Here is an 18,994-nt window from a genome sequence, read left to right as displayed (position 1 = left end):
GGTAAGGCGTAGCCGCCACCCGACAAAAATCACGCTCGGGTCATCATCAGCTTACGCAGCGCGGCAAAGTCTGCGGGCAGCTCATGAGACAGCAGCGGCAGGTCGGCGCGCTCGGCCAGCTCTTTTGGCAGCGGCAGCGTTTCCCCCAGGATCGCTTCCACGCTCTCTTTGAACTTGGCCGGATGGGCGGTGCCGAGGAACAGGCCATACTCACCCGGTTGAAGCTGATCGCGCAGGGCACGATAGGCAATCGCCGCGTGCGGCTCAGAGGTATAGCCCACCGCTTTCAGCTCGCGCATGGTGGCTTTCGTGGTTTCGTCCGTCACCGCTGCGTAACCCAGATCGCCCAGACGCCAGACCTTACGGCGGAACAGCTCTTCCACACGCGGCCAGTTGTTAGGCTGTGACACATCCATCGCATTGGAGAGCGTGGCCTGAGTCGCGTTCGGCGCCCATTTTCCGTCCTTCAGGAAACGCGGCACGGTGTCGTTGGCGTTGGTGGCGGCGATAAAGCGCTTCACCGGCAGGCCGAGTGATTTCGCCAGCAGGCCTGCCGTCAGGTCGCCGAAGTTCCCGCTTGGCACGGAAACCACCAGCTGATTGCGCGCGTCCTGCGGCAACTGCGCCACCGCTTCGAAGTAGTAGCAGATCTGCGCCAGCAAACGGCTGATGTTGATGGAGTTGGCAGAGTTCAGCCCCAGCGCCGCCTTCAGCTCTTCGTCATCGAAGGCTTGCTTCACCAGCGCCTGACAGGCATCGAAATCGCCGTCGATCGCCACGGTTTCAATGTTGCCCCCAAGGGTGCAGAACAGTTTTTCCTGAAGCGGGCTGATTTTGCCTTTCGGATAGAGGATCACCACGCGGACGTTTTTCAGGCCGTAGAACGCATGGGCCACCGCCGCACCGGTATCGCCTGAAGTCGCGGTCAGAATGGTCACCGGTTTGTCGCCGCTGATGTGGGTCAGCATCTGCGCCATAAAACGACCGCCGAAATCTTTGAACGCCAGCGTCGGGCCGTGGAACAGCTCCAGACAGCCAACGTCAGGCTCCACCTGCTTCACCGGCGCCGGGAAAGCAAACGCCGCACGCACGCGCTCTTCCAGCAGCTCCTGTGGGATTTCGTCGCCGATAAACGCAGACAGAATTTTGGTGCTGCGGGTGACAAAGTCCTGCTTCAGCAGTTCATCGATTTCGGTCAGCTGAAATTCCGGCAGGTCGTGGGGGAAGAACAGCCCCTGATTTTTGCCCAGCCCCTGCGTTACCGCCTGCGCAAAGCTGACCTGCTCGTTATGATCTTTAAGGTTGTAGAGTTTCATTCGTTATCCCAGTACTCGTGCGCCAGCCGTGTCCAGACGGCAAATATGAACAAAGCCTTCCTGATTTTGCAGGTAGTGTTTAGAGAGCCAGTCCGCCACGCGCTGCGCGGTGTCTGGCTTGTCGCATAAGGCGAACAGCGTCGGGCCGGAGCCGGAGATGCCGCACGCCTGTGCGCCGATATCCATGGATGCCTGTCGCGCTTCGTTAAAGCCCGGCAGCAGCTTCGTGCGATACGGCTCGGCAATAATGTCTTTCATCAGTTTCGCCGCCAGCTGCGGCTGTCGGGTGTAGCAGGCATGAATAAAGCCCGCCAGATGACGCCCGTGGGCAATACAGTCCTGACGACGATACTGCGCCGGCAGGATCGCACGCGCTTCGGCGGTAGACACTTTAATGCCCGGATAGGCCAGCACCCACAGCCACTCATCAAACCCTGGCACCTGCTGGCTGATGATGCCATTTTCTTCAATCATCAGCTGCATGCCGCCAAGGAAGCACGGCGCCACGTTATCATAATGAATGCTGCCGGAGATGCGCCCTTCCAGCTCGCCCATCAGCGCCAGCAGACGGCTGTTGTTCAGCGGCTTGCCGCAGTGCTCATTCATCGCCACCAGCGCGGCGACCACCGAGCAGGCGCTCGAGCCCAGCCCCGAACCAATCGGCATGCTCTTTTCCAGCGTCATGGCGACCGGCACGTTTTTGCCAATCTCCTGACAGAAGCGTTCCCAGCACTGATAAACAATATTCTCGCGCGGTTCAGACGGCAGCTTACTGGCGAAACGGCCGATGTTATTCAGGCTGAAGCGCTCTGCCGCCTCAACCGTAACCGTATCGCCCAGCAGCGAACCGTCCACCGGCGTTACCGCCGCGCCCAGCACGTCAAATCCGACGCTCATATTGGCGCTGGAAGCCGGGGCATATACTTTAACCATCTTAAACTCCTAACTTCCATGACAGGGTACGCAGCAGATCGGCAAACACGCCTGCCGCCGTCACATCATTCCCTGCGCCATAGCCGCGAAGTACCAGCGGCAGTGGCTGATAATAATGGCTGTAGAACGCCAGAGCGTTCTCGCCGTTTTTCACCTTGTACAGCGGATCGTTGCCATCCACTTCGGCAATCTTCACCCGGCAGACGCCGTCTTCTTCAATGTTGCCAACATAGCGCAATACCTTACCTTCATCACGGGCTTTCGCAACGCGTGCGGCAAAGGCATCGTCAAGCTGAGGTAAATTCGCCATAAAGGCGCTGACGTCACCGCTGTCATCAAATTCTGCTGGCAGCACTGGCTCAATCACGATATCCGAAAGCTCCAGCTCGCGGCCGGTCTCGCGCACCAGGATCAGCAGCTTACGCGCCACGTCCATACCGGAGAGGTCGTCGCGCGGATCCGGCTCGGTGTAGCCCAGCTCGCGCGCGGCGCGGGTGGCTTCCGACAGGCTCATCCCTTCGTCCATCTTGCCGAAGATAAACGACAGGGAGCCGGAGAGGATGCCGGAGAAACGCTGTAGTTCGTCGCCCGCGTTCAGCAGGTTTTGCAGGTTCTCGATGACCGGCAGGCCCGCGCCCACGTTGGTGTCATACAGAAACTTGCGGCGCGACTTACTCGCCGCCAGACGCAGCTGGTGATAGTAATCCATTGACGAGGTGTTGGCCTTTTTGTTCGGCGTCACCACGTGGAAACCTTCGCGCAGGAAATCCGCGTACTGATCGGCCACCGCCTGGCTGGAGGTACAGTCAACGATCACCGGGTTAAGCAGGTGATATTCTTTCACCAGACGGATCAGGCGGCCCAGGTTAAACGGCTCTTTCGCCTCTTCCAGCTCCGCCTGCCAGTTTTCCAGGTTCAGACCGTGGACGTTAGTCAGCAACGCTTTCGAGTTCGCAATGCCGCAGACGCGCAGATCGATATGTTTCTTCTTAAGCCACTCCTGCTGACGCTTTACCTGCTCCAGCAGCGCGCCGCCGACGCCGCCGACGCCCACCAGGAACAGCTCAATCACCTGGTCGGTGTTGAACAGCATCTGATGCACCACGCGCACGCCGGTAGTGGCGTCATCGTTATCCACGACAACGGAAATGGAACGCTCGGATGAGCCCTGGGCAATCGCCACGATATTGATATTGGCCCGCGCCAGCGCGGCAAAGAATTTGGCGGAGATACCGCGCAGGGTGCGCATACCGTCGCCGACCACCGAGATAATCGCCAGACGCTCCTGAATGGAAAGCGGCTCCAGCAGCTCTTCTTTCAGCTCCAGATAGAACTCTTCTTCCAGCGCGCGACGGGCGCGCAGGCAATCGCCCTGCGGAACGCAGAAGCTGATGCTGTATTCGGAAGAAGACTGCGTGATCAGCACCACGGAGATCCCGTTGCGGGACATAGCGGCAAAGACGCGTGCCGCCATGCCGACCATGCCCTTCATCCCCGGGCCGGAGACGCTGAACATCGCCATGTTATTGAGGTTAGAAATGCCTTTCACCGGCAGGTCATCTTCATCCGCGCTGGCGCCAATCAGCGTACCCGGCGCCTGCGGATTACCGGTATTCTTAATCAGGCAAGGGATCTGGAACTGGGCAATCGGGGAGATGGTACGCGGGTGAAGAACTTTAGCGCCGAAGTAGGAAAGCTCCATCGCTTCCTGGTACGACATCGACTTCAGCAGCCTGGCATCCGGCACCTGGCGCGGATCGCAGGTATAAACGCCGTCGACATCAGTCCAGATCTCACAACAGTCTGCGCGTAAACAGGCCGCCAGCACCGCAGCGGAGTAGTCAGAGCCGTTACGCCCCAGCACCACCAGTTCGCCCTTCTCGTTACCGGCGGTAAAGCCTGCCATCAGGATCATATGGTCAGAGGGGATTTTGCTCGCGGCAATACGGCGGGTTGATTCGGCAATATCAACGGTAGATTCGAGGTAGTGGCCCGCTGCCAGCAATTTCTCAACCGGATTGATCACGGTAACGTTGTGGCCGCGCGCTTCCAGCACGCCCGCCATGATGGCGATGGAGAGTTTTTCACCCCGGCAAATCAGCGCCGCGTTGATGCTGTCCGGGCACTGGCCAAGCAGGCTGATACCGTGAAGAACGTGTTTAATCTGGGCAAATTCAAGTTCAACGGTGCTTTTCAGCTGCGCCAGCGGGAAACCAGGCTGGGCGTCGGCCAGCCCCTGAAGCAGATCGGCGAAGATACGCTCGGCGTCGCTGATGTTCGGCAGTGCATCCTGACCACCGATGGTTTTTTCAATCATCGCCACCAGGTGGTTCGTGATTTTGGCCGGGGCAGAGAGCACGGTGGCAACCTGCCCCTGCCTGGCGTTGCTTTCCAGGATATCGGCAACACGCAGAAAACGTTCTGCATTTGCCACTGACGTACCGCCGAACTTCAACACTCGCATGGTTCTACCTCATTTCCTTTAGCCGAAAAAAAAGCCCGCACTGTTCAGGTGCGGGCTTTTTTCTGTTTTTCCTGTACGCGTCAGCCCGCATCGTTACCTGTGGTAATGATGATGGTTGTAGTAATGGTGGTGATGCTGATGCGTTTCATGGATGTTGTGTACTCTGTCATTATTATCTGTCTGTGCTCTATTCTTTTAGGGTTAAAGGATCGAGCCCCTTAAGTCAATGAATTTTTAATTCGATCACAATTCGGGACATTCTCACGTCCCGCTGCGGGCAGATTTATTTTCATCGGAATACCCCAGTTGCAACCCCAGACATCAGCAGGATCGGCCATAATAAAAACCTATGGCACTATTTTACTCCGCTAATTTTTTTTCAATATCATGAAGCAATCGGTGCAGCATTGCCGTGTCACGCTGTTCAAGACGCCCCAGGCGCTGCTGTAACCAGTCCACCATTTTTTGATCGTCAGCGACGCCCAACTGCGCAAGAAGCTTATCTGCACGAACACGCAGTGCCGCCAGCTGGTTTTCATCCGAAACTGTCACCGGTGGCTGAGAAATTTGTATTAAGGATGCTAATTGATAGCAATAGACCATCACCGCCTGCCCCAGATTGAGTGACGGGTAATCCGCCACCATCGGCGCGCCCGTCAGCACGTCAGCCAGCGCCAGCTCTTCGTTAGTCAGCCCGGAATCTTCTCGCCCAAACACCAGCGCGGCTTTCTCCAGCCACTGGCTTTTCTCTTCCAGCATCGGCACCAGTTCAGCAGGCGTGGCGTAATAGTGAAACTTCGCCCGGCTGCGCGCGGTCGTCGCGACGGTAAATGAAATATCGTGGAGTGCGTCGGCGAGCGTAGCGTAAGTGGTTATATTATCGAGAATATCACCCGAACCGTGCGCCACCCAGCGCGCAGCAGGCTCCAGATGCGCCGTGCTGTCCACAATACGCAAATCGGTAAAACCCATAGTCTTCATGGCACGCGCCGCAGCGCCAATATTTTCAGCTCTTGCTGGTGCCACCAGCACAATCGACAGATGCATTTACGCTCTCTTTTTAATCAGTTAGCAGGTAAAAATGTGATTCAGTTCAACATATTACGCAGCACGAATTTACATTTTTGCAACACAAATCACCGAAATAGCGTTTCATAACAATTAAAAAAAGCTAAACTATTTTGTGGCTGAACAATCAGTTAGAATGTTAACAGAAGACCATTATCCTTATGTTTTGTAATGATAATGACCATATGAATACTCTTTTCTGATTGGATTCGTACCGTTTATCAATCAATGTCCGCAACTAGTTGGTTTATTGAAAAATTGTGACAAAGGCTAGCATTCAGCTACGATGATTTCATCAAACTGTTAACGTGCTACAATTGAACTTGATATATGTCAACGAAGCGTAGTTTTATTGGGTGTCCGGTGTCACTTAGCCTGTTATGTTGCTGTTAAAATGGTTAGGATGACAGCCGTTTTTGACACTGTCGGGTCCAAAGGGAAAGTACCCACGACCAAGCTAATGATGTTGTTGACGTTGATGGAAAGTGCATCAAGAACGCAATTACGTACTTTAGTCACGTTAAGCCGATCATGTTAATTTGCGACATGCATCAGGCAGGTCAGGGACTTTTGTACTTCCTGTTTCGATTTAGTTGGCAATTTAGGTAGCAAACATGCAGACCCCGCACATTCTTATCGTTGAAGACGAGTTGGTAACACGCAACACGTTAAAGAGCATTTTCGAAGCAGAAGGCTACGATGTCTTTGAAGCGACCGATGGCGCAGAGATGCATCAGATCCTTTCTGAAAATGATATCAACCTGGTGATTATGGATATCAACCTGCCGGGCAAAAACGGGCTTCTTCTGGCGCGCGAACTGCGTGAACAGGCGAACGTCGCGTTGATGTTCCTGACAGGCCGTGACAACGAGGTTGATAAAATTCTTGGTCTGGAAATCGGCGCGGATGACTACATCACCAAGCCGTTCAACCCTCGCGAGTTAACCATTCGTGCACGCAACCTGCTGTCCCGCACCATGAATCTGGGTACGGTCAGTGAAGAGCGTCGTAGCGTCGACAGCTACAAATTCAACGGCTGGGAACTTGATATCAACAGCCGTTCGCTGATTAGCCCGAACGGTGAGCAGTACAAACTGCCGCGCAGTGAATTCCGCGCGATGCTGCACTTCTGCGAGAACCCGGGCAAGATTCAGTCTCGTGCAGAACTGCTGAAGAAAATGACCGGTCGTGAGTTGAAGCCACACGATCGTACCGTTGACGTAACCATCCGTCGTATTCGTAAACATTTCGAATCTACGCCTGATACGCCGGAAATCATCGCCACGATCCATGGTGAAGGCTATCGTTTCTGCGGTGACCTCCAGGAGTAATCCTCACGTCACGCAGTAAAGAACGGCGCATTTGCGCCGTTTTTTTTATCAATGCCACGGCATAATCGGCACCGCGCTAATCGCGTTTTTCGGTGAGCCTTCCACGACTTTGTCCGAGTAGGCCAGATAAGCCAGGGTGTTACGCTTCGCGTCATAAAAACGGACCACCTGTAGCTTTTTGAACACCAACGAGGTCCGTTTCTGGAATACAACGTCGCCCTGCGCTTTGCCGTTTTTAATTTTGTCACTCAATTCCACCGGTCCAACCTGCTGGCAGGAGATGGCCGCGTCAGACGTGTCTTCAGCCAGCCCCAGGCCGCCTTTAATCCCGCCGGTCTTCGCCCGGCTGACATAGCAGGTGACGTTTTTAACGTCCGGATCGTCAAACGCCTCCACCACAATTTTGTGGTCCGGCCCAAACATTTTAAACACGGTATCCACGGAGCCAATTTGCTCCGCCTGCGCCACGCGCCCTGCCATCAGCGCCAGTGCTGCAAAGACTAAAACCTTGTATTTCATATTGTTACCATTCATAAAAAATTACGCTGAGCGATTATTCAACAGATTAGATAAAAATGTAGCAAGATCACAGGATTAGAATATATCCGCACATAAATCACCATAAAAAGCATTTATGCGCAAAAAAAACACTGAATGCTAAAACGTCAAAAAATGCTATTATCCGCTAACCTGTAAACAGGCACCTGCGGCAGTTTTAAGGATGAGGATAGTATATGGATCAGGCTGGAATTATTCGCGACCTGCTCACCTGGCTGGAAGGTCATCTCGACCAGCCATTGTCACTGGATAATGTGGCGGCAAAAGCAGGCTATTCCAAGTGGCATCTGCAAAGGATGTTCAAGGATGTCACCGGTCATGCTATCGGTGCCTATATTCGCGCACGTCGTTTATCAAAGTCTGCTGTTGCGTTGCGCCTGACCGCGCGACCAATCCTTGATATTGCCCTGCAATATCGTTTCGATTCACAGCAAACTTTCACCCGCGCCTTTAAAAAGCAGTTCTCGTTAACGCCAGCGCTTTATCGCCGCTCGCCGGACTGGAGCTCCTTTGGTATGCGTCCGCCGCTGCGTCTGGGCGAGTTTGCGATGCCAAAATATGAAATCATCACCCTGCCAGAAACGCACCTGGTCGGCACCACGCAGAGCTACTCCTGTTCCCTTGAGCAGATCTCCGAGTTCCGCCATCAGATGCGCGTTCAGTTCTGGCGCGAATTTTTAAGCCATGCTCCGGCGATCCCGCCGATTCTGTATGGTTTGAACGAAACGCATCCAAGCCAGGAAAAAGATGACGAGCAGGAGGTGTTCTATACCACGGCGCTGACGCCTGATATGGCGAACGGTTACATTCATGGCTCGAAGCCTGTCGTGCTGGAAGGCGGCGAGTATGTGATGTTCTCATACGAAGGTTTAGGAACGGGCGTTCAGGAGTTCATCCTGACCGTTTACGGGACCTGCATGCCGATGCTGAATCTGAATCGCCGTAAAGGTCAGGACATTGAGCGCTACTATCCGGCGCAAGATGCTAAACCGGAAGAAGGCCCTATCAATCTGCGTATGGAATTCCTGATTCCGGTACGTCGTTAACGCTGCAATTCGTCCAGTGCAGGGGCATCAAGATGCGAAATGTCCCCTGCCATCTCAACCACCCACCCCGATGCCAGCCAGGCACTTTCCTGATAGTCGATACGGGAAATGGAACAGTTGCGCAGACGCAAACGGCGTTCGGCGTAAGCGGGCAGTCCCAGAATGGTGCTCACCAGACAACCCAGCGCGATACCGTGGCTCACCAGCAGCGGTCGGCTACCTGCCGGGAGTTTCAGGCACTCGGCCAGCGCGGCATGCATACGTACGCTCAGCTCCTGCATGGATTCACCCTCAGGGATGCGACCATCTTCAGTGCCGTTCACCAGCGTGCGGCGCCAGCCTTCTTCGGTTTCCGTCAGCGTATCGATAGGACGTTTTTCCAGCACGCCCATATCCAGCTCGCGCAGACGCGGTTCGAGGGTCACGTCGCAGCCACAGGCATCGGCGATGATGCGTGCCGTCTGCTGTGTGCGGCCTAAATCACTGGAGATGACGTGAGTGATGCCCAGCGTTCTGGCGCGCTCCGCCACCTGCCACGCTTGCTGCACACCTTTGTCGGTGAGAGGACTGTCTGACTGGCCTTGAATACGTCGCTCGGCGTTCCACTGCGTTTCACCGTGGCGAACAAGGTATACCTGTAACATGCTTTTTTTCCGTTATACTGCGATGAATTTTTTAAATCGAGCTTAATTATGCACCATGTTGTCTCTGCTACCACCAATCCTGCCAAAATTCAGGCAATTCTAAGGGCATTTGAAGAGATCTTTGGCGAAGGATCCTGCCATATTGACGCCGTCGGCGTCGAGAGCGGTGTGCCGGAACAGCCGTTTGGCAGCGAGGAAACACGCGCTGGCGCACGAAATCGCGTGGCAAATGCCAGAGCTGCGGCCCCGGATGCGGACTTTTGGGTGGCGATTGAAGCCGGTATCGACGAAGGCGCAACCTTTAGCTGGGTGGTGATCGAAAGCCGCGAGCAGCGCGGCGAAGCGCGTTCTGCCACGCTGCCGCTGCCGGAGGTCATACTGGAGAAAGTCCGCGCGGGTGAAGCGCTTGGGCCGGTGATGTCGCAGTACACCGGCATTGATGAGATTGGCCGTAAAGAAGGGGCGATTGGCGTCTTTACCGCAGGCGCGCTGACGCGTTCAGGCGTTTATCATCAGGCAGTGATCCTGGCGTTAAGCCCGTTCCATAACGCGATCTATCGTTAGGCGTTTTTCAACAACACCGCTTCCAGCCACTGGCGCAGCTCAACGGGCGCCGACTTCAGGCTGTTCGATCCGCGGGTAATCGTCGCAATGCCCGCGCCGAGCTCATTTTTCAGCTCGCGCTGGCTCATCTCGCCGCGCAGCAGCTCTTCAATGATCCGCACGCGCGTGCCCAGCGCCTCACGCTCGTCTGGCGTGAGCATTAGCTGCATCAGGGGTAAATGCAAATCCTGCTCATAAGACTGGCGAAGCAGCTCCACAAAACGAAGCCACTCCTGATGACGTTGTTCGGCCATTGCCGAGGAATACGGGGAATGCTGGGTCATGTTATGCTGCCTCTTGTACTCTTTAGCGAGTACAGCATAACACAACCCACGCCGATCAGTAACGTATCTGCCACTCGGCATCGCTCATCAGGGTATCTTTCTGCCCCATGAAGTAGCGATAGTAGGCGTCATAGGCCAGCACGTTCTTCACATAGCCGCGGGTTTCCGAGAACGGAATGCTCTCGACAAACGCCACGGCGTCGATACGCCCTGCGCTGTTACCAAGCCATGTCCGCACGCGGCCTGGCCCGGCGTTGTACGCCGCTGACGCGAAGATACGGTTATTACCGAACTGCTGATAGACGTACTGCAAGTAGCTGGTACCGATGTTGATGTTGGTCTCCGGATCCAGCAGCTGGGACGGGCTGCTGTAGCCTGGAATATTAAACATCTTCACCGTGTGCGTCGCGGTGCCCGGCATAATCTGCATCAGGCCGCTGGCACCCACTGGTGAACGCACTTTCGGGTTCCAGGCGCTCTCCTGACGGGCAATGGCCATCGCGTAGCTTTGCGGAATATCTTTGCCGCTGGTGTAGCGATCGAACAGATCCTTATAAGCCAGCGGGAAACGCTCTTCGAGATGATCCCACAGTTTGCCGGCGATCGTCGCCTGCACGCTCAGATCCCACCAGCGATTATCAAACGCATAGCGGGCAAGCTGCGCTTTCTCTTCAGTGGTACGGCTGGTGACCAGATTCGCCCATTCGCTGCGCGCGGTATTATCCAGATTCCAGTACATCAGCTCGCGCACGCGCGCCATTTCCGGCCCCTGCGTCAGCGCCGGGTTCGCGTTGGCTGGCGCTTTGTCGATCTTCAGGGTGTACTCCTCGCCCAGACGCTGCGCCGCCGCCATCGGGTAGAATCCGCGCTGCTGCATCAGGGAGTGGAGGATCTCTTTGGCTTCATCGTCACGACCACGTTCCAGCAGCAGGTCTGCCTGCCAGTAACGCCATTCATCTTTCTCTTTGGCATCCATCGGCAGACGCGCCAGCCAGGTATTGAGGCCACGACGATCGCCCGTTCCCAGCGCCATGCGCACGCGACGCTCCACCAGCGAGACAGAGTTTGAACGCATCACCGCATCATCACGCCAGCGCGCCTGTTCGTCGGTGACATCTGTTCCCATCAGTCGCCATGCCACGATATCGCGCAGCTCCTGAGTTTGATCGTCATTAAGCTGCTGGGCCTGCACCAGCTGCGGGATCATCAGCCTGGCGTTTTCCACATCATCACGCGCCACGCTGGCAAAGGCCACCGCCGCCATCTGGCGGGTAAAATCGGTCGCGCCGGTGGTACGCGCAAACGTCAGGACGGTGTTCGGATCGTTTGCCAGGCCGATAACGGCAGACGCAATGGTCTGATAATCCGCCGGCATTTGCCCCGCCAGCACGGTGACCAGCCGCGTGTTCCCGGCCTTCATCGCCAGGCGAATACGTTCCAGGTAAGAGAGCGGATCCTGCTTGCCCGAGGCGCGCCAGGCGCTGAACAGCGGGTCACAGGCGTTTGGCTGGCTTTTGCCCGTCAACCACAGCTCTTTCGCACCGACCCAGGCTTCCTCCTGCTGACCGGTCGCCCATTTCGCATAATAGTAATTACACTGCGCTTCCGTCGCGCCCGGCTTGTCCGGGCTGAAGGCCAGCAGGCCGCGCCAGTCTTCGCGACGGGCAAGCTCGTTCACGAACCGGGACTTCAGGGTGCGCGCAGGCGGCAGGGTCGGGTTCGCCTGAATGAAGTTATTCACGGTGACGGTCGGCTGGTTCATCAGATCGTCCGTGATCTGGCGATACTCCAGATACGGATACAGCGGATAATCCTTGAGCGTCGGCATCAGCGCCTGCACGGTATCCATCTGCCTGTTGTCCCATGCCTGTTTAATCTGGGCATAGCGGCTACGTTGTTCATCCAGTGAATCGGCATGCACCGCCTGGCTTACCGCCATTACGCATACGCTGGCAGCCAGCAGACGCCAGACCACCCGTTTGGCTTTTTCCACAAGCTCTTCCTCATTGTTTTTCGTCAGTTGCAGCGTCTTGCCACGTCAAAGTTACATCAACTTATGCTAACCAGGCATCCCACAACGCGCCACGTCATGGACACTTTTTTACCTTTCTTGCGCGTTTTAACACTCCCGACGTTCCTGGCTGGGATTAGGGCGTGAAAAAGGCTACACTTCGAGGCTGAAATTCATTCTCATCACGATAAAAGAGGCGAAGTCCAACGTGGCTCAATTCGTTTATACCATGCATCGTGTCGGCAAAGTTGTCCCGCCGAAACGTCATATTCTTAAAAATATCTCGCTGAGCTTCTTCCCGGGCGCAAAAATCGGTGTTCTGGGTCTCAACGGTGCCGGTAAGTCCACCCTGCTGCGCATCATGGCCGGCATCGATACAGACATCGAAGGTGAAGCCCGTCCGCAGCCTGGCATTAAGATCGGCTACCTGCCGCAGGAACCTCAGCTGAACCCGGAGCACACCGTGCGTGAATCCGTTGAAGAAGCGGTATCCGAGGTGGTTAACGCCCTGAAAGGTCTGGATGAAGTGTATGCCAAATACGCCGAGCCGTATGCGGACTTCGACAAACTGGCCGCTCAGCAGGGCAAATATGAGGAAATTATCCAGGCGCACGATGGTCACAACCTGAACGTGCAGCTGGAGCGCGCGGCTGATGCCCTGCGTCTGCCAGACTGGGATGCGAAAATCGCTAACCTGTCCGGTGGTGAACGCCGCCGCGTGGCGCTGTGCCGCCTGCTGCTGGAAAAACCAGACATGCTGCTGCTCGACGAACCGACCAACCACCTGGATGCCGAATCCGTGGCGTGGCTGGAGCGCTTCCTGCATGACTTCGAAGGCACCGTGGTAGCGATTACCCACGACCGTTACTTCCTCGACAACGTTGCGGGCTGGATCCTGGAGCTGGACCGCGGCGAAGGTATTCCGTGGGAAGGCAACTACTCCTCCTGGCTGGAGCAGAAAGACCAGCGTCTGGCGCAGGAAGCGTCTCAGGAAGCCGCCCGCCGTAAGTCTATTGAGAAAGAGCTGGAGTGGGTGCGTCAGGGCGCGAAAGGCCGTCAGTCTAAGGGCAAAGCCCGTCTGGCACGCTTCGAAGAGCTGAACAACACCGAATACCAGAAACGTAACGAAACCAACGAACTGTTTATTCCACCTGGAGCTCGTCTGGGGGATAAAGTGGTTGAAGTGACTAACCTGCGTAAGTCCTACGGCGACCGCGTGCTGATCGACGATCTGACCTTCTCCGTTCCGAAAGGCGCTATCGTCGGCATCATCGGTCCGAACGGCGCGGGTAAATCCACCCTGTTCCGCATGATGTCTGGTCAGGAACAGCCTGACAGCGGCTCTATCACCCTGGGTGAGACCGTGAAGCTGGCCTCCGTTGACCAGTTCCGCGACGCGATGGACAACAGCAAAACCGTGTGGGAAGAAGTCTCCGGCGGTCTGGATATCATGCGTATCGGCAACACCGAGATGCCAAGCCGCGCCTATGTTGGCCGCTTTAACTTCAAGGGCACCGACCAGGGCAAACGCGTAGGCGAGCTGTCCGGCGGTGAGCGCGGTCGTCTGCACCTGGCAAAACTGCTCCAGGTTGGCGGCAACGTTCTGCTGCTCGATGAACCCACCAACGACCTGGACATCGAAACCCTGCGCGCGCTGGAAAACGCCCTGCTGGAGTTCCCGGGCTGCGCGATGGTTATCTCGCACGACCGCTGGTTCCTGGACCGTATCGCGACCCACATCCTGGACTACCAGGACGAAGGTAAGGTGGAGTTCTTCGAAGGTAACTTCACCGAATACGAAGAGTACAAGAAACGCACGCTGGGCGCAGACGCGCTTGAGCCGAAGCGTATTAAGTACAAGCGTATTGCGAAATAAAACCAAAACGGCAACTTCGGTTGCCGTTTTTTATGTTTGTTCCCTCTCCCCGTGGGAGAGGGCCAGGGTGAGGGCATCAGGCCGCACAAAATCACCCGCCCACGTAATACCGCTTCACCTCATCAAACTGCATCGCAAAGTCGATATAGCTCATCAGCGCAGGCGAATTGAGCTTACGGCTCGGGTAGGCCAGCCAGAGATCGTTTCCCTCAACGCTCCACGCCGACAGCACCTTCACCAGCGCGCCCTTTTCGATCTTATCTTCCAGCAGGAATGCGGGTAACAGCGTGATCCCCGCCCCGGCAATGGCGCATTCCCTGGCGTACACCAGATTATCCGTCATATGAGCGTTATCCGGCAGGTAGCGGTAATCCTCATTCTCGCTTCGCAGAAGCCACTCCGACCATGCCCGGTGCGTAATGCAGCGATGCTCCACCAGCTGTCGGGGATGAATTAACGGCTCCCGGCGTGCCAGGTAGTCGGGCGAGGCCAGCATGTAGCGCGGACAGTGCCCAATCATGCGGCCAATCAGGGAAGAATCCTGCGGTTTGCCGGTGCGCAGCGCCACGTCAAAGCCAGACTCGACCAGATCCACCACGTCGTCTGAGATCGACACATCCAGTGACACGTCCGGATAGCGAAGCTGGAACTCGGCATTCATATGCGCCAGCAGCGTCGCGCCAATTCCTGCCGGACAGGTGATCCGCAGCCGCCCGCTGGGGTTTTCTCGCAGCCGCTGAATGGCATACTCCGCGCGCTCGCTGGCCGCCAGCATCTCGCGACAGTGCACCAGATAGTGCTCGCCCGCAAACGTCAGGCTTATTCTGCGCGTCGTGCGATTCAACAGACGGATCCCCACCTGCTGCTCCAGCTGGCTAATGCGCTGGCTGACGCTGGATTTTGGCAGTTCCGCCTTCTGCGCCGCCGCGGTAAAGCTGCCCATCTCGGCCACCAGCGCAAACAGTGCCATATCCTGAAGCTGTTTAAACATGATTGTTCACTCTGTACGAACGCTGAGTTCTGGATTGTCCATCTTATCATGCGGCTGACCACTTAATAGACTAGCCTCAACAAAACGAATGCCATTGAGGAGCACACCATGTCAGTGAAAGCCATTGCCGTTAACCCAGAAAATCCCTCCACCTTCGTTGAAATCACCCCGCCGATGCCGCAGCCCGGCGAACACGATCTGCTGGTGGAGGTGAAAGCCGTCTCCGTAAACCCGGTGGACACCAAGGTACATGCAGGCATTGCTAAAAGCGGGCTGAAGGAGCCGCGCATTCTCGGGTGGGATGCCAGCGGGATCGTAAAAGCCGTTGGGGCTGGCGTCACCGGATTCAAACCGGGTGACGAAGTGTGGTACGCGGGGGATATCACCCGACCGGGCAGCAATACCACACATCAGCTGATCGATGCGCGCATTGTCGGGCACAAGCCTGCAAGCCTTGACTGGGCCGCCGCGGCTGCACTGCCGCTGACGGCGCTCACCGCGTGGGAAGGCCTGTTTGAACGGCTGAAGATTCAGGATGCCGACGCAGATAAAACGCTGCTGATTATTGGCGGCGCGGGCGGGGTGGGATCGCTGGCGATCCCGTTTGCGAAGCACAACAGCAAGGTAAAGGTGATCGCAACGGCGTCCCGTGAAGATTCCGCCCGGTGGTGCCGCGATCGCGGTGCAGATGTGGTGGTGAACTACCGCGATCTGAAAGGCGAACTGGCGAAGCACGGGCTGACCTTTGTGGATTACATTTTCATCCTCAACGACACCGACGGGCACTGGGATGCGGTCAGCGACCTGATTGCACCGCAGGGGCATATCTGTTCCATCGTTGAGAATGAACATCCGCTGAACCAGGACAAGCTGAAGTCCAAATCCGCCGCGCTGCACTGGGAATTTATGTACACCCGCAGCATGTATCAGACGGCGGATATGGCGCGTCAGGGAGAGATCCTGGACGAAGTCGCGAAGCTGGTGGATAACGGCGTAGTGGAAAGTTCGCTCAGCGAAACGCTGCACGGGCTAAGCGTGGAAAGCATTACCGAAGCGCACCGCAAGGTGCTGGAGGGGCATATGCGTGGGAAGGTGGTGGTTGAGTATTGATTGGACTGATTCCCTTACCCTGGCCCTCTCCTAAAGGGAGAGGGTGATTAAAGTCCCCTCTCCCTTTGGGAGAGGGTTAGGGTGAGGGGTAAATCTTTTACCCCTGCTCCCCCATCATCTCCTTCACCAGCTCGACGCAGCGCAGGAAACGGGTGTCGTAGTCCGACTCTTCCACATGGACAAACTCAACGTTGTTCTCGTTAAGCATCTCTACCAGCATGGTCTGGAACTCACGCCTGTCCACGGAGCTGCCCAGGCTGCGCATGCCGTCGGCTACCCATGGGGTGTTGTTTTCCAGCAGGATCACCAGGTCAAAGCGGTATTCGTCAATCAGCGCCTGCACAAACGGGTGCTCGCGCCCCTCGTACTTTTTGCAGAACGCCTGCGTGGTGACGAAATCGGTATCAATAAAGGCGACTTTATTGGCGTATTTCACCGCGAAATCAATGTACTGGGCATGACCGAGCGCGATTTTATCGTAGTCGGAATACTGCAACGCCATCTCGTCGCCGCCAAGGTGTGAAAAGACATAATCGCGGCCATACTCCCACGCGCTGGTGGTGTTGAAGATGTTCGCCAGCTTATTGACCAGCGTCGATTTCCCGCTCGACTCGCCGCCGAGGATCGCCACCGTACGCACGAAGAACGGCTTCACCTCGGTCGGGATGTAGTCCCAGTAACGGAACGGGTTCTCGCGAATCTGCGCCCCGCTGATGTTCATGAAGGTGCGTTTAGGATCGATCAGCACCGTCTCGATACCCAGATGCTCGCGGAACTGCGGCGCGTCGGACTCTTCAGAGGTGTAGATCCAGTTAGGCGCAATGCCCTTCTCTTCCATAAACGCTTTGATGCCGTTGCTCCACACGTCCCAGCCGTGCGGATACGGCTCCATGCCCTCTTCGTTAAAGGCATGAATACGAATATTTTTCTGATATTTAAAGGTCTGAAGCAGCCAGCGCAGGCGGTCCGGCACGGTGGGCTGCTGCGACATGGCGCTGTCTTCAAACAGCTGGCGATCGCGGGTTTCATCATAACCCATGATGATATGCAGCTCGTCGACCTGGCTACAGGCGCGCTGGATCAGATAGATATGCCCGGTATGCAGCGGGTAGAACTTACCGAACACCACGCCAATGTTCTTTTGCATCCGCGGAAATTCAAGCCCCAGAAAACGGTGCAGCGCTTCCAGCTTCTGCGCGCTGGGGCTTTTGATTTTGGCGTTCAGCAGTTGGCTCAGGTAGCCCTTGGTCATGCCGCTGGCGTCCGCCACCTGCTGCAACGTGCAGCCCTTCTGGCGGATAGCGGTCTTGATGTAGTCAAATGATGACATAAATTACGGTGCCTCCTGCAAAATCGAATACGTAATTATAAGTCGTCAAAGACATTTAACGCATCTGCGAGTTTTTTAACGCCGAAAACCTGCATCCCTTCCGGAATTTTTTTCGGCACGTTGGCGGCCGGAACAATCGCGCGGCGGAAGCCATGTTTTGCCGCTTCGGAGATACGCTCCTGACCGCTCGGCACCGGGCGGATCTCGCCGGCCAGCCCTACCTCACCAAATACCACCAGATCCTGCGGCAACGGTCTGTCGCGCAGGCTGGAGACCATTGCCAGCAGCAGCGCCAGGTCCGCGCTGGTTTCCGTAACCTTCACCCCACCAACCACGTTGACGAACACATCCTGATCCGCCATTTGCAGACCGCCGTGACGGTGCAGCACCGCCAGCAGGATCGCCAGGCGGTTCTGTTCCAGACCGACCGCCACGCGCCGCGGGTTGCCCATCATTGAGTGATCCACCAGCGCCTGAATTTCAACCAGCAGCGGACGCGTTCCTTCCCACAGCACCATCACCGAACTCCCGGACGTGATCTCGTCGCCACGGCTCAGGAAGATGGCCGACGGGTTGCTGACTTCGCGAAGCCCCTGCTCGGTCATGGCAAAGACGCCAAGTTCATTCACCGCGCCGAAGCGGTTTTTATGGCTGCGCAGGGTACGAAAACGGGAATCCGCATCGCCATCGAGCATTACCGAGCAGTCGATACAGTGTTCAAGCACTTTCGGTCCCGCCAGCGAGCCGTCTTTGGTCACATGACCAACCATCACAATCGCCACGCCGCGCGTTTTGGCAAAGCGCGTCAGGTAGGCCGCGGTTTCACGCACCTGCGCCACGCTTCCCGGTGACGACTGAATGTCAGCCATATGCATCACCTGAATGGAGTCGATCACCATCAGCTTCGGCTGCTCTTCTTCGGCGATCATGCAGATCTGCTCGATGCTGGTTTCCGACAGCATATTCAGATTGCCGGTCGGCAGGCCGAGGCGGTGCGCGCGCATCGCCACCTGCTGGAGTGATTCTTCCCCCGTGACGTACAGGGTTTTCATCTGTTCGGCGAGCTTGCAGAGCGTTTGCAGCAGCAGGGTCGATTTACCCGCGCCCGGGTTACCGCCGATGAGTATAGCGCTGCCCGGCACTACGCCACCGCCGAGCACGCGGTCAAATTCTTTGAATCCGGTTGAGAAGCGCGGCAGCGCCTCAAGGCTGATATCCGAAAGTTTTTGTACCTTCGACACGCCTGCATTGCCCGCATAGCCGCTCAGCCGTTCATTGCGGGCCACGCTCGGCGAAGCCGCCACACCACGCACTTCGGTGATGGTGTTCCAGGCATGACAGGCGCTGCATTGCCCCTGCCAGCGCGGATAATCCGCACCACATTCATTACAGACAAATGCGCGTTTTGGAGCTTTCGCCACGGTTTACC

General features: G+C 56.4%; 18 protein-coding genes and 1 other annotated feature. Of the genes, 5 read left to right on the top strand and 13 right to left on the bottom strand.

Annotation, left to right across the window (positions count from 1 at the left end; all coding sequences use genetic code 11):
* Positions 1 to 29 precede the first annotated feature (29 nt).
* From thrC to yjjY, 6 genes are all read right to left on the bottom strand, one after another.
* Positions 30 to 1,316, bottom strand: a complete 1,287-nt coding sequence (gene thrC, locus ACOTXL_RS09440; protein ID WP_003856490.1) for a threonine synthase — start codon at positions 1,314 to 1,316, stop codon at positions 30 to 32.
* Between the two features lie 3 nt (positions 1,317 to 1,319).
* Positions 1,320 to 2,249: a homoserine kinase gene (gene thrB, locus ACOTXL_RS09435; RefSeq protein WP_003856492.1), complete on the bottom strand. Its 930-nt coding sequence runs from the start codon at positions 2,247 to 2,249 to the stop codon at positions 1,320 to 1,322.
* A gap of 1 nt (position 2,250) precedes the next feature.
* Positions 2,251 to 4,713, bottom strand: coding sequence for a bifunctional aspartate kinase/homoserine dehydrogenase I (gene thrA, locus ACOTXL_RS09430; protein WP_045350424.1), 2,463 nt, complete (start codon positions 4,711 to 4,713; stop codon positions 2,251 to 2,253).
* Positions 4,714 to 4,737: 24 nt separating this feature from the next.
* Positions 4,738 to 4,855: a sequence feature (Thr leader region), on the bottom strand.
* Positions 4,794 to 4,862 (bottom strand): thr operon leader peptide, encoded by a 69-nt coding sequence (gene thrL / locus ACOTXL_RS09425; RefSeq protein WP_015572623.1) that lies wholly within the window; start codon positions 4,860 to 4,862, stop codon positions 4,794 to 4,796. Its footprint overlaps the feature before it by 62 nt.
* 211 nt (positions 4,863 to 5,073) lie before the next feature.
* Positions 5,074 to 5,760, bottom strand: a complete 687-nt coding sequence (locus ACOTXL_RS09420) for a tRNA/rRNA methyltransferase (RefSeq protein WP_003856496.1) — start codon at positions 5,758 to 5,760, stop codon at positions 5,074 to 5,076.
* Positions 5,761 to 6,159: 399 nt separating this feature from the next.
* Positions 6,160 to 6,300 (bottom strand): protein YjjY, encoded by a 141-nt coding sequence (gene yjjY, locus ACOTXL_RS09415; protein WP_001541509.1) that lies wholly within the window; start codon positions 6,298 to 6,300, stop codon positions 6,160 to 6,162.
* A 95-nt stretch (positions 6,301 to 6,395) separates the two neighbouring features.
* Here yjjY and arcA point away from each other — a divergent pair, with 95 nt between their 5' ends.
* On the top strand, positions 6,396 to 7,112 hold the full coding sequence (gene arcA, locus ACOTXL_RS09410; RefSeq protein ID WP_003856501.1) for a two-component system response regulator ArcA: 717 nt from the start codon (positions 6,396 to 6,398) through the stop codon (positions 7,110 to 7,112).
* A gap of 48 nt (positions 7,113 to 7,160) precedes the next feature.
* Here arcA and creA read toward each other — a convergent pair whose 3' ends face one another.
* Entirely contained in the window at positions 7,161 to 7,631 is a 471-nt protein-coding gene (gene creA / locus ACOTXL_RS09405; RefSeq protein WP_003856503.1) for a protein CreA, read from the bottom strand.
* A 215-nt stretch (positions 7,632 to 7,846) separates the two neighbouring features.
* Between creA and robA the strand changes: the two genes are divergently transcribed.
* The gene (gene robA / locus ACOTXL_RS09400; protein ID WP_003856504.1) at positions 7,847 to 8,716 is read left to right on the top strand and encodes an MDR efflux pump AcrAB transcriptional activator RobA; all 870 of its coding nucleotides are present in this window, start codon (positions 7,847 to 7,849) and stop codon (positions 8,714 to 8,716) included.
* Here robA and gpmB read toward each other — a convergent pair.
* Positions 8,713 to 9,360, bottom strand: a complete 648-nt coding sequence (gene gpmB / locus ACOTXL_RS09395) for a 2,3-diphosphoglycerate-dependent phosphoglycerate mutase GpmB (protein ID WP_006810187.1) — start codon at positions 9,358 to 9,360, stop codon at positions 8,713 to 8,715. The two genes, robA and gpmB, sit on opposite strands and share 4 nt — an antisense overlap.
* 48 nt (positions 9,361 to 9,408) lie before the next feature.
* Here gpmB and yjjX point away from each other — a divergent pair, with 48 nt between their 5' ends.
* The gene (yjjX, locus tag ACOTXL_RS09390; protein ID WP_045350425.1) at positions 9,409 to 9,924 is read left to right on the top strand and encodes an inosine/xanthosine triphosphatase; all 516 of its coding nucleotides are present in this window, start codon (positions 9,409 to 9,411) and stop codon (positions 9,922 to 9,924) included.
* Here the strand turns inward: yjjX and trpR are convergent.
* Together trpR and sltY are read right to left on the bottom strand one after the other, a co-directional pair.
* Entirely contained in the window at positions 9,921 to 10,247 is a 327-nt protein-coding gene (trpR, locus tag ACOTXL_RS09385; protein ID WP_021240574.1) for a trp operon repressor, read from the bottom strand. The two genes, yjjX and trpR, sit on opposite strands and share 4 nt — an antisense overlap.
* Positions 10,248 to 10,302: 55 nt before the next feature.
* The gene (gene sltY, locus ACOTXL_RS09380) at positions 10,303 to 12,240 is read right to left on the bottom strand and encodes a murein transglycosylase (protein ID WP_045350426.1); all 1,938 of its coding nucleotides are present in this window, start codon (positions 12,238 to 12,240) and stop codon (positions 10,303 to 10,305) included.
* Positions 12,241 to 12,466: 226 nt separating this feature from the next.
* Here sltY and ettA point away from each other — a divergent pair, with 226 nt between their 5' ends.
* Entirely contained in the window at positions 12,467 to 14,134 is a 1,668-nt protein-coding gene (ettA, locus tag ACOTXL_RS09375; protein ID WP_045350427.1) for an energy-dependent translational throttle protein EttA, read from the top strand.
* Between the two features lie 91 nt (positions 14,135 to 14,225).
* Here ettA and ACOTXL_RS09370 read toward each other — a convergent pair whose 3' ends face one another.
* Entirely contained in the window at positions 14,226 to 15,125 is a 900-nt protein-coding gene (locus tag ACOTXL_RS09370) for a LysR family transcriptional regulator (protein WP_022650376.1), read from the bottom strand.
* A gap of 108 nt (positions 15,126 to 15,233) precedes the next feature.
* Between ACOTXL_RS09370 and ACOTXL_RS09365 the strand changes: the two genes are divergently transcribed.
* Positions 15,234 to 16,235: a zinc-binding alcohol dehydrogenase family protein gene (locus tag ACOTXL_RS09365; protein WP_022650375.1), complete on the top strand. Its 1,002-nt coding sequence runs from the start codon at positions 15,234 to 15,236 to the stop codon at positions 16,233 to 16,235.
* A gap of 97 nt (positions 16,236 to 16,332) precedes the next feature.
* Here the strand turns inward: ACOTXL_RS09365 and nadR are convergent, their stop codons facing one another.
* Entirely contained in the window at positions 16,333 to 17,565 is a 1,233-nt protein-coding gene (nadR, locus tag ACOTXL_RS09360; protein WP_003856522.1) for a multifunctional transcriptional regulator/nicotinamide-nucleotide adenylyltransferase/ribosylnicotinamide kinase NadR, read from the bottom strand.
* A 35-nt stretch (positions 17,566 to 17,600) separates the two neighbouring features.
* Positions 17,601 to 18,986: a DNA repair protein RadA gene (radA, locus tag ACOTXL_RS09355; protein WP_003856523.1), complete on the bottom strand. Its 1,386-nt coding sequence runs from the start codon at positions 18,984 to 18,986 to the stop codon at positions 17,601 to 17,603.
* Positions 18,987 to 18,994 lie beyond the last annotated feature (8 nt).

Origin of the sequence: Enterobacter cloacae complex sp. IR5402 (assembly GCF_049238125.1) — a bacterium.
In the GTDB taxonomy this organism is placed as follows: Bacteria; Pseudomonadota; Gammaproteobacteria; order Enterobacterales; family Enterobacteriaceae; genus Enterobacter; species Enterobacter hormaechei_C.
The sequence above is the reverse complement of the archived record's forward strand: the minus strand, read 5'-3'. Positions and strand labels throughout refer to the sequence as shown.

Coding starts and splice junctions, on each gene's coding strand:
- robA (WP_003856504.1), top strand. CDS start 7,847: ATGGATCAGGCTGGAATTATTCGCGACCTGCTCACCTGGCTGGAAGGT.
- nadR (WP_003856522.1), bottom strand. CDS start 17,565: ATGTCATCATTTGACTACATCAAGACCGCTATCCGCCAGAAGGGCTGC.
- trpR (WP_021240574.1), bottom strand. CDS start 10,247: ATGACCCAGCATTCCCCGTATTCCTCGGCAATGGCCGAACAACGTCAT.
- ACOTXL_RS09420 (WP_003856496.1), bottom strand. CDS start 5,760: ATGCATCTGTCGATTGTGCTGGTGGCACCAGCAAGAGCTGAAAATATT.
- arcA (WP_003856501.1), top strand. CDS start 6,396: ATGCAGACCCCGCACATTCTTATCGTTGAAGACGAGTTGGTAACACGC.
- thrA (WP_045350424.1), bottom strand. CDS start 4,713: ATGCGAGTGTTGAAGTTCGGCGGTACGTCAGTGGCAAATGCAGAACGT.
- creA (WP_003856503.1), bottom strand. CDS start 7,631: ATGAAATACAAGGTTTTAGTCTTTGCAGCACTGGCGCTGATGGCAGGG.
- ACOTXL_RS09370 (WP_022650376.1), bottom strand. CDS start 15,125: ATGTTTAAACAGCTTCAGGATATGGCACTGTTTGCGCTGGTGGCCGAG.
- thrB (WP_003856492.1), bottom strand. CDS start 2,249: ATGGTTAAAGTATATGCCCCGGCTTCCAGCGCCAATATGAGCGTCGGA.
- ACOTXL_RS09365 (WP_022650375.1), top strand. CDS start 15,234: ATGTCAGTGAAAGCCATTGCCGTTAACCCAGAAAATCCCTCCACCTTC.
- thrC (WP_003856490.1), bottom strand. CDS start 1,316: ATGAAACTCTACAACCTTAAAGATCATAACGAGCAGGTCAGCTTTGCG.
- yjjX (WP_045350425.1), top strand. CDS start 9,409: ATGCACCATGTTGTCTCTGCTACCACCAATCCTGCCAAAATTCAGGCA.
- gpmB (WP_006810187.1), bottom strand. CDS start 9,360: ATGTTACAGGTATACCTTGTTCGCCACGGTGAAACGCAGTGGAACGCC.